This is a genomic window from Mangrovicoccus algicola (assembly GCF_014903745.1).
GTDB classification, from domain to species: Bacteria; Pseudomonadota; Alphaproteobacteria; order Rhodobacterales; family Rhodobacteraceae; genus Mangrovicoccus; species Mangrovicoccus algicola.
Genome location: NZ_JACVXA010000003.1, coordinates 138,897 through 148,390 on the forward strand (window position 1 = coordinate 138,897; position 9,494 = coordinate 148,390).

The 9,494-nt window shown below is 70.5% G+C and carries 9 protein-coding genes; 6 read left to right on the top strand and 3 right to left on the bottom strand.

What is annotated here, in order from left to right; genetic code table 11:
* The first annotated feature begins 47 nt into the window (after positions 1-47).
* Genes ICN82_RS01430 through ICN82_RS01450 form a run of 5 tightly spaced genes read left to right on the top strand, consistent with a single transcriptional unit; the run spans position 48 to position 5,260 of the window.
* Positions 48-1,565, top strand: coding sequence for a sugar ABC transporter ATP-binding protein (locus ICN82_RS01430; protein WP_193179042.1), 1,518 nt, complete (start codon positions 48-50; stop codon positions 1,563-1,565).
* Complete coding sequence (locus ICN82_RS01435) at positions 1,562-2,539, top strand: ABC transporter permease (protein WP_193179043.1); 978 nt, start codon at positions 1,562-1,564, stop codon at positions 2,537-2,539. The genes ICN82_RS01430 and ICN82_RS01435 overlap by 4 nt, the downstream gene beginning before the upstream one ends.
* Positions 2,536-3,546: an ABC transporter permease gene (locus ICN82_RS01440; RefSeq protein WP_226898200.1), complete on the top strand. Its 1,011-nt coding sequence runs from the start codon at positions 2,536-2,538 to the stop codon at positions 3,544-3,546. Before ICN82_RS01435 ends, ICN82_RS01440 begins: the two co-directional genes overlap by 4 nt.
* Positions 3,547-3,560: 14 nt before the next feature.
* Positions 3,561-3,875 (top strand): L-rhamnose mutarotase, encoded by a 315-nt coding sequence (gene rhaM / locus ICN82_RS01445; protein ID WP_193179044.1) that lies wholly within the window; start codon positions 3,561-3,563, stop codon positions 3,873-3,875.
* A complete protein-coding gene (locus tag ICN82_RS01450) occupies positions 3,872-5,260 on the top strand; it encodes an FGGY-family carbohydrate kinase (protein ID WP_193179045.1) in 1,389 nt (462 codons plus the stop codon). Before rhaM ends, ICN82_RS01450 begins: the two co-directional genes overlap by 4 nt.
* A gap of 3 nt (positions 5,261-5,263) precedes the next feature.
* Here ICN82_RS01450 and ICN82_RS01455 read toward each other — a convergent pair whose 3' ends face one another.
* The 3 genes from ICN82_RS01455 to ICN82_RS01465 form a co-directional block, all read right to left on the bottom strand.
* Positions 5,264-6,709: a carboxylesterase/lipase family protein gene (locus tag ICN82_RS01455; protein ID WP_226898201.1), complete on the bottom strand. Its 1,446-nt coding sequence runs from the start codon at positions 6,707-6,709 to the stop codon at positions 5,264-5,266.
* Between the two features lie 143 nt (positions 6,710-6,852).
* Positions 6,853-7,050, bottom strand: a complete 198-nt coding sequence (locus tag ICN82_RS01460) for a DUF1127 domain-containing protein (RefSeq protein WP_193179047.1) — start codon at positions 7,048-7,050, stop codon at positions 6,853-6,855.
* A 295-nt stretch (positions 7,051-7,345) separates the two neighbouring features.
* On the bottom strand, positions 7,346-8,617 hold the full coding sequence (locus ICN82_RS01465) for a glycerate kinase type-2 family protein (RefSeq protein WP_193179048.1): 1,272 nt from the start codon (positions 8,615-8,617) through the stop codon (positions 7,346-7,348).
* Positions 8,618-8,751: 134 nt separating this feature from the next.
* Between ICN82_RS01465 and ICN82_RS01470 the strand changes: the two genes are divergently transcribed.
* Positions 8,752-9,381: an HAD family hydrolase gene (locus ICN82_RS01470; RefSeq protein WP_193179049.1), complete on the top strand. Its 630-nt coding sequence runs from the start codon at positions 8,752-8,754 to the stop codon at positions 9,379-9,381.
* Positions 9,382-9,494: the final 113 nt, after the last annotated feature.

The following is a 9,494-nucleotide window of genomic DNA, read 5'->3' on the forward strand; positions in this document are numbered from 1 at the left end:
AGCCCGCGCATCCCCCGTGAAGAACCGCATCCGAAAGGGAGGCCAGCATGGCCGAGGCACACCCCGCGCCGGTCCTCGAACTGGCCGGCATCGTCAAGACATTCCCCGGCACGCGCGCGCTCGACGGTGTCCGGCTCGAACTGCACGCCGGCGAGGTAACCGCGCTGATCGGCGAAAACGGCGCCGGAAAATCCACCGTGGTCAAGTGCATGACCGGAATCTACCAGACCGATGGCGGCGAGATCCGCATGGACGGCAAGGCCATCGCATTCCCCACGCCCCAGGCCGCCGCCGCCGCGGGCGTCACCGCGATCCACCAGGAAACCGTCCTGTTCGACGACCTGACAGTGGCAGAGAACATCTTCCTCGGCCACGCCCCCAGGGGCCGGTTCGGGCTGATCGACAAGGCCGCGATGCGCCGCAAGGCCGCCGCGATTCTGGGCGGCATCGGCGCCGAGATCGACCCGGACGTGCTGCTCAGGGATCTGGGCATCGCGTCGAAGCACCTGGTCGCCATTTCCCGCGCGCTTTCCATCGACGCCCGCGTCGTCATCATGGACGAACCCACCGCCGCGCTGAGCCACAAGGAAATCGAGGAACTCTACGATCTGGTCGACGAGCTGAAGCGCCAGGGAAAGGCGATCCTCTTCATTTCCCACAAGTTCGACGAGATCTTCCGCATCGCCGACCGCTACACGGTGTTCCGCGACGGCCAGTTCGTCGGCCAGGGGCTGATGTCGGAGACATCCGAGACGGAGCTGGTGCGGATGATGGTCGGCCGCTCGGTCGAGCAGATCTTTCCCAAGCGCGCCCCCCGCATCGGGCCGGAGCTGCTGCGCGTCACCGGCTACAGCCATCCCACCGAATTCGAGGATATCGGGTTCTCCCTGCGCGAGGGCGAAATCCTCGGATTCTACGGGCTGGTGGGCGCGGGCCGTTCCGAATTCATGCAGGCGCTGATCGGCCTGACGAAGCCCTCGAAGGGCGTCGTCCGGATGGGCGAGAAGGTCATGGCGATCCGCTCGCCCGCCGAGGCCATCGAGGCCGGCATCGTCTATGTCCCCGAGGATCGCGGCAAGCAGGGCGCGATCACCCAGCTGCCGATCTTCCAGAACGTCACCCTGCCCTCGCTGGCGCAGACCTCGAAAAACGGCTTCCTGCGCATGGCCGAGGAATTCAGGCTGGCCCGCGAGTACACCCAGCGGCTGGACCTGCGCGCCGCCTCGCTCGACACGCCGGTCGGCGCGCTTTCTGGCGGCAACCAGCAGAAGGTCGTCATCGCGAAATGGCTGGCCACCAGGCCCCGGGTCATCATCCTCGACGAACCCACCAAGGGCATCGACATCGGGTCCAAGGCGGCGGTGCATGACTTCATGTCGGAACTGGCGGGCGAGGGCCTGTCGGTCATCATGGTCAGTTCCGAGATCCCCGAGATCCTGGGCATGTCCGACCGCGTCATCGTCATGCGCGAGGGCCGCATCGCCGCGGAACTCGAAGGCGATGGCCTCACTCCCGAAACCCTTGTCCGGCACGCGGCCGGGATCAGCACGGCGGAGGCCGCATGAGCATCCTCAAACATCGGGAAACGCTGCTTGTCGCGGTCATCGCGGCGCTTCTGGCGCTGATCGCCTCGCGCTTCCCCGGCTTCGTCACGCCGCGCAACCTGGCGGCGGTCTTCACCGATACCGCGCCGCTGATGATCCTGGCCCTGGGCCAGATGGCCGTGATCCTGACGCGCTGCATCGACCTGTCGGTGGCGGCGAACCTGGCGCTGACCGGCATGACCGTCGCGCTTCTGAACACGGTGGCGCCCGATCTGCCGGTCGTGGTCACGCTGGTGCTGGCCATCGGGCTGGGCGCGGTGATGGGGGCGGTCAACGGCATCCTCGTGTGGAAGCTGGAGATCCCCTCCATCGTGGTGACGCTGGGCACGATGACCATCTTCCGCGGCATCATCTTCCTGATCTCCGACGGGCAATGGGTCAACGCGCACGAGATGAGCGCAGGCTTCACCGGGTTCCCGCGCATCGAGATCCTCGGGCTGCCGGTGCTGGCCTGGATCGCGATCCTGGCGATCGCCGTGATGGCCCTGGTGATGAGCCGCACCGTGCTGGGCCGCGCGATCTTCGCGGCCGGGTCGAACCCGCATGCCGCCGCCTATACCGGCATCGACGTGGGGCGCACGCAATTCGCCGCCTTCGTGATCTCCGGCGCGCTGGCGGGGCTGACCGGCTATCTGTGGATCGCCCGCTATGCCGTCGCCTATGTCGACATCGCCGGCGGGTTCGAGCTGGACGTCGTCGCCGCCTGCGTGATCGGCGGCATCTCCATCGCCGGGGGCGTCGGCACCGTCGCGGGCGCAGTTCTGGGCGCGCTGTTTCTGGGCGTCATCAAGAACGCCCTGCCGGTGGTCGATGTCTCGCCCTTCTGGCAGCTGGCCATTTCCGGCGCCGCCATCCTGATCGCCGTCGCCTTCAACGCCCGCGCGGGCCGCAGACAGGGCCGCGTCATCCTCAAATCCGCGGAGCAAGCCGCATGAGCCTCGCCGATCCCGACATGACCCCCGTTCCCCGCCAGATCCCCGACCGCCTGGGCTCGCCCGCCGCGAAGCTGCTGAAAAGCTGGGAGTCGCTCTTGCTGCTGGTGGCGGTGGGGGTGTTCATCCTCAACTGCTTTGCCTCGCCCTATTTCCTTGATGCCTGGGGCCTGTCGGATGCGACCTTCAACTTCACCGAGAAGGCGATGATCGCCTTCGCCATGGCGCTGCTGATCATCTCCGGCGAGATCGACCTGTCGGTCGCCTCGATCATCGCGCTCTGCTCCACCGCGATGGGGCTGGTGATGCAGGCGGGGGGCGGCACCGGGCTGCTGGTCCTGACCGGGCTGGGCACGGGACTGCTCTGCGGCGCCTTCAACGGGGTGCTGGTGACGCGGCTGGGCCTGCCCTCGATCGTCGTGACGATCGGCACGATGAGCCTGTTCCGCGGCATCTCCTACATCGTGCTGGGCGACGGGGCCTTCCGCGGCTATCCCGAGGGCTTCGCCTGGTTCGGCCAGGGCTATGTCTTCTGGGTGATCACGGTCGAAATGGTGATCTTCACGATCCTCGCCATCGTCTTCGGCGTGGTCCTGCACAAGACCAATTTCGGCCGCCAGGTCTATGCCGTGGGCAACAATTCCACCGCGGCGCTCTTCTCCGGCATCCGGGTCGGGCGGGTGAAGATGATCCTGTTCCTGATGACCGGGCTGATGTCGGGACTGGCGGCGATCTGCCTGACCTCGCGGCTGGGCTCGACCCGCCCCTCCATCGCCGCGGGGATGGAGCTGGAAGTGGTGACCATGGTGGTGCTGGGCGGCGTCTCGATCCTGGGCGGGTCGGGCTCCATCCCCGGCGTCGTCATCGCCGCCATCCTGATGGGTCTGGTGACCTTCGGGCTGGGGCTCTTGAACGTGCCGGGCATCGTCATGTCGATCTTCATCGGCTGCATGCTGATCGGCGTGATCGCGGTGCCGCGGCTGATCCGCATGGCCCGCGGCAAGACATGAAGGACACCTCCAAGATGGAAAAGATCGCCTTCCGCATGATGCTGCATCCCGGGCAGCTGGAGGAATACCGCAAGCGCCATGACGAGATCTGGCCCGAGCTGGTCGCGCTGCTGAAGGAGGCGGGGGTCGAGGATTACTCGATCCACCACGACCCGCAGACGAATGCGCTATTCGGCGTGCTGTGGCGCAGGCAGGATCACGGCATGGACGCCCTGCCCGCCCATGAGGTGATGAAGCGCTGGTGGGCGCATATGGCCGACATCATGCAGACCCATCCCGATAACGAACCGGTCTCGGTTCCCCTGGAAACGGTGTTCCACCTGCCATGACTGCACCGCGCCATATCGCCGTGATCGACCTGGGCAAGACCAATGCGAAACTCGCGCTGGTCGATGCCGCCACCCTGTCGGAACTGGCCGTGGTCAAGCGGCCCAATGCCGTGCTGCCCGGCCCGCCCTATCCGCATTTCGACCTGGAGGGGCACTGGGACTTCTTCCTGCACCACCTGGCGGCCTTCCATGCCAGCCACGGGATCGACGCGATTTCCGTCACCACCCATGGCGCGGCGGCGGTGCTGCTGGACGGGGCGGGCGATCTGGTCCTGCCGATGCTGGATTACGAACACGACCTGTCGGACACCGCCACCGCCTATGAGGCGCTGCGCCCGGATTTCGCCCGCACCGGCAGCCCGCGCCTGGGCATGGGGCTGAACCTGGGGGCGCAGCTGCATCACCTGAAGGTGACGCAGCCCGACGCCTGGTCGCGGCTGGCGCATGTCGTGACCTATCCGCAATACTGGGGCTACCGCCTGACCGGGCGCTTCGGCACCGATGTCACCTCGCTGGGCTGCCATACCGACCTGTGGGACCCGGCGGCGGCGGCCTTCTCGGATCTGGTCGAGACGCTGGGGCTCACCGAAAAGCTTGCCGAACCGCACCGCTCCTCCGACATCCTCGGCGGGGTCACCGCCGGGGTGGCGGCGCGCACCGGGCTGCCCAAGGGCACGCCCGTCGCCTGCGGCATCCATGACAGCAACGCCTCGCTCTATCCGCATCTGCTGGGCCGCAGCGGCGCGTTTTCCGTGGTCTCCACCGGCACCTGGGTCGTGGTCATGGCGATGGGTGCGGGCGCGACCCCGCTGGATCCGGCGCGCGACACGCTGGTCAATGTCAACGCGATGGGCGATCCGGTCGCCTCGGCGCGGTTCATGGGCGGGCGCGAATACGAGATCGTGCGCGACGGCAGCGATGCCGCCCCCACCGCCGCCGATCGCGCGGCCGTCCTGGAGGGGCTGATGCTGCTGCCCGCGGTCGAACCGGGCAGCGGGCCATTCCCGGGCCGCGTGGGCGGCTGGACCGCGCCGCCCGCGACCGAAGGCGCAAGGATGCTGGCGCCGTCATGGTACCTTGCGCTGATGACCGATACCTGCCTGAGCCTCGCAGGCGCCTCCGGCCCGGTGATCGTCGAGGGCCCCTTCGCCGCCAATCCCGACTACCTGGAGATGCTGGCCGCGCTGCGCCCCGAGGGCGTGGAAACCGCCGCCTCCGCCACCGGGACCAGCGTCGGCGCGGCGCTCCTGATGCTGCCCGAGGCGCCGCCGCCTGCCACCCGGGCGGTCATCCCGGGCGACAGCGCCGCGTTGCGCGACTATGCGGCGCGCTGGCGGCGGGCGGTGAAGGCCCCGATGACGGACCCCCAGGCCGCGCGGCTCTGAGCCTCAGCCCGCCCCGCGCAGATCGCCCAGCGGGTCGGGATTGCGGGGCGGCGGCGCGGCGTCGATCTCGGCCGCCCAGGGGTCCGGCCCGGCAGCACCCCGCCCGTCCCGCCCGAAGGACATCAGCGCATCGCCCCCGGGCCTGTGACGCGGCCAGTCCGGCAGACCCGGCCCATTGGGATCGCCCGTCTGCGCGAAACGGAACAGATGCGCCCCAATCGCCGCCGCCATCGCGCGATCGCGCGGCCCCGCCGGGATCAGCGGATCGCGCGCCGCCGTGCCCAGGAAGAACGGCACATCCGAGGCATGGCCCGCCCCCGCGGCGCCTGCGGCCGCGACGGACTCGGGCAGATAGGCGAAGCGATAGGACCAGACCGGATGCCCCGCATCCGCCAGACGGTCCGCCGCGCGCCGCGCGCCCGCGATCATGTATCCCGTGCGGCCGCCCAGGTCGTCATCCGTCGCGCCGATCATCACCGGGATGGGCGCCCATGCCCCCGGTCCCGGATCGGCCAGGTCCCTGCCATCGACCCAGGGCCCGGCCCAGCTCTGCCCAGCCTCGTCTGCGGCGGTCATCCAGTTCAGCCCGCCGCAGACGGCCTCGGCCGGCAGGGCGCGCAGCGCGGCCAGCGCCTCGGGCCCCTCCCCCGCGATGCCGTGGCGGCGGGCGAAGGCGGCGCCCACCGCCTCCATCTCCGGGCGGGTGGCGGTGCCCGGGCGCAGACCCGTCATCCCCGACAAGATCGCCGCGCGATGGAACAGCCCATTCGCCCCCGGCGCTGCCATCAGGTAATGGACCGAGGCGCCGCCCGCGCTTTCGCCGATCAGCGTGACATTGCCCGGATCGCCGCCGAAGGCACGGATATGCTCGCGGATCCAGCGCAGCGCGGCGATCTGGTCCAGCAGGCCGAAATTCCCCGAGGGCGCCTCCGCCCGCGACAGCGCGGGATGCAGGAAGGTGCCGAACCGCCCCAGACGGTAATTCAGGCTGACGAAGACCGCCCCCCGTCCGGCCAGCGCGGCCCCGTCATGGATCGCCGCCGAGCTGCCCCCGGTCAGGAAGGCCCCGCCATGGATCCAGACGATCACCGGCAGGTCCATTCCCGCCGCGGCAGGGCGCCAGATGTTGAGATAGAGGCAATCCTCGGACGGAACCGTCCGGATCGGCGCGGCATCGGCCGCGACCGGGGCCTGCATGCAGTCGGGGGCGAAGCGCGTGGCATCGCGCAGTCCCTGCCAGGGCGGCGGCGGCCGGGGGGCGCGCCAGCGCAGATCGCCCGTGGGGGCCGCGGCATAGGGGATGCCCAGCCAGCGGACCGTGCCCGCCTCCTGCGACCCGCGCAGCATGCCCGCCGGTATCCGCGCCACCGGCAAGGGAGCGGCGGAGCCCCGCGCCGCGCCGGCCCGGGATGCCGTCAGGCCGAATGCCGATGCCAACCGTCTGAACATGACCGCCCGCCTCCGCTGCCGCCTGCGCCACAGGCTAGCGCCGGGTCCCCGAAACGTCAAAGGCGGCCCCTTGGGGCCGCCATGGCATCCGCAGCTTTCCGCCGCGGGGGTCGTCTCGTCCCGCGCCCGCCAGGGCGCAGGCTTCAGCGGGCAGCGCGGATCGCGGCGGCGTCGATTTCGTCGCGGTTCAGGCCGATATCGCGCAGCGTCTCGTCGGACAGGGCCGACAGCGCGCGGCGGGTCTTCTCGATGCGGGCTGCCTTGACGAAGCCGGCGGAGAGGGTTTCGTAGATGCGCAGCGTGTAGGACGGCCGACGGGCAGCAAGGGTAGCGGTGGTCATTTCGGGGCTCCGGGTGTTTTCGCGCCGCAGAAATTGCGGTCAATCATCTTTGCCAACCGCACATATGGCGGGCAGTTTGAAAACACCAATGCCGGATCGGCCAAGCCGGATTGCACCGGCTGCATGGCCCGCATAGCCCCGAAGGGGCGTCCTGATTCAGCCCCGAAGGGGCGTCCTGCTTCAGCCCGCAGGGGCGTCCTGCTTCACCCCCGCAGGGTGTCGTGATCAACCCCGCGAAGGCGTCGCAACCGGCCAGGCAGGGAGGGCCGCGCGCGTCATCCCAGGGGCGCGGCGATCAGCCTGCCGGACGCAGCAGGAAAGCGCGGAAATCGTTCACGTTCGTCCCGGTGGGCCCCGGCGAGAACAGGTCCCCCGCGGCGGCGAAGGCGCTCCAGGCGTCATGCCGCGCCAGCGCCGCCGCCGGATCGATCCCTGCCGCGCGCATCCGCGCCGCCGATCCGCCATCGGCAAAGGCGCCGGCATTCTCCTCGGACCCGTCGATCCCGTCGCTATCCGCCGCCAGCGCGGCGATGCCCGCCACCCCGTCGAGATCCAGCGCCGCCGCCAGGAGGAACTCGGTATTGCGCCCGCCGCGCCCCGGTTCCCCGGTCAGCGTCACGGTGGTCTCGCCGCCCGAGAGAAGGACAACCGGCGGCGCGAAGGGCGCGCCCTCGCGCGCCGCATGGCGGGCCAGCGCGGCATGGAACCGCCCGGCCTCGCGCGCCTCGCCCTCCAGCGCATCCGACAGGATCGCCGCGGGGATGCCCTCCGCCTCGGCCGCGTCGGCCGCCGCGCGCAGCGACAGACCCGCCGAGGCGATGACCTTCACCTCGTTGCGGGCGAAGACCGCATCATCGGGGCGCGGCGCCTCCTCCGCCGCCTCCAGCGCCGCCGCGACCCGCTCGGGCAGGGCGATGCGGTGGCGCGCCACCAGCGCCCGCGCCCCGGCCAGCGTCACGGCATCGGGGACCGTGGGGCCCGAGGCCACCTGGGCGGGATCGTCGCCCGGCACGTCCGACACGACCAGGCTGACGACCCGCGCCGGATGCGCCGCAGCTGCCAGCCGCCCGCCCTTGATCCGGCTCAGATGCTTGCGGATCGCGTTCATCGCCGAGATCGGCGCGCCCGAGGCCAGCAGCGCCCGGTTCAGCGCCGCCTCGTCCTCCAGCGTCAGCCCCTCGGGCGGCGCCGGCAGGAGCGCCGATCCGCCGCCGCAGACCAGCGCCACGACCAGGTCATCCTCGCCCAGCCCCGCGACGGCGTCGAACAGCGCCTGCGCCGCCTCCAGCCCGGCAGCGTCGGGGACGGGATGGGCCGCCTCCATCACGCGGATCCGCTCGCAGGGGACGGCATAGCCGTAGCGGGTGACGACGACGCCTTCCAGCGGGCCGTCCCAGGCGGCCTCGAAAGCGGCGGCCAGCTGCGCGGCCCCCTTGCCCGCGCCGATCACCACGGTCCGTCCGGCGGGTTTCGGCGGCAGGTGGCGCGGCAGCACCTGAACCGGGTCGGCGGCGGCCACGGCGGCGTCGAACAGACGGGTCAGCAGGGCACGGTCGGCATCGGTCATCACGGGATCTCCGGGTCTGGACGGCAGGCAGTCCGGCCGCAGTAGCATGCGGCGGCGGACGCATCAAAGGCCGCATTCCCTTCCCCGGCGCTTTCCGCTTTGCTGCGCGCAGGCAGCAGCAGGAGAACACCGCCATGAAGGCAATACTCTGGGACATGGACGGCACGCTCATCGACAGCGAGCCGCTGCATGAACATGCGCTGGTGGAGGCGCTGCGATCGCTGGGGATCGAGCCCGACCCGCGGCTGCATGACAAGGTGCTGGGGATGTCGGCGGACAAGGTCTATGAATGGCTCTGCGCGGAGGCGGGGCTGTCCCTGCCCTTCGGCGACTGGATCCGCATCAAGTATTCGCATTACATGCAGGGCGTCGATCTGCTAAAACCGATGCCCGGCGCCCTGGAATGCTGGCGCGCGGCCGCGGCGCGGGGGCTGGGCCAGGCGGTCGCGTCGAATTCCGACCGCATCATCGTCGAGGCCAACCTGGGCCACATGGACCTGATTGCACCCGGCATGGTCACGGTCAGCCGCAACGACGTGCGCGAGGGCAAGCCCGCACCCGAGATCTACCAGCGCGCCGCCTGGCTGCTCGGGGTCGATCCGTCCGAGGCGGTGGTGCTGGAGGATAGCCGCACCGGCGCGCTGGCGGGCCTGGCGGCCGGGATGCAGGTGCTGATCGTGCCCTATAGCGAGGTGGCGCCGCCCGAGGGTGCGCGCAAGCTGGCCGACATGGCCGAGCTGAAGGCGATGATCGCCGCCGCCTGATCCGCCCCGCCCCCTGCCCCGTTTTCCCGGGCCGGGACGGGCGCGGGTCGGCGGCTGGACCGGACGGATCGGACCGGGCTGGCCGCCGCCGGCCCCGTCAGCCCGCCAGCGCC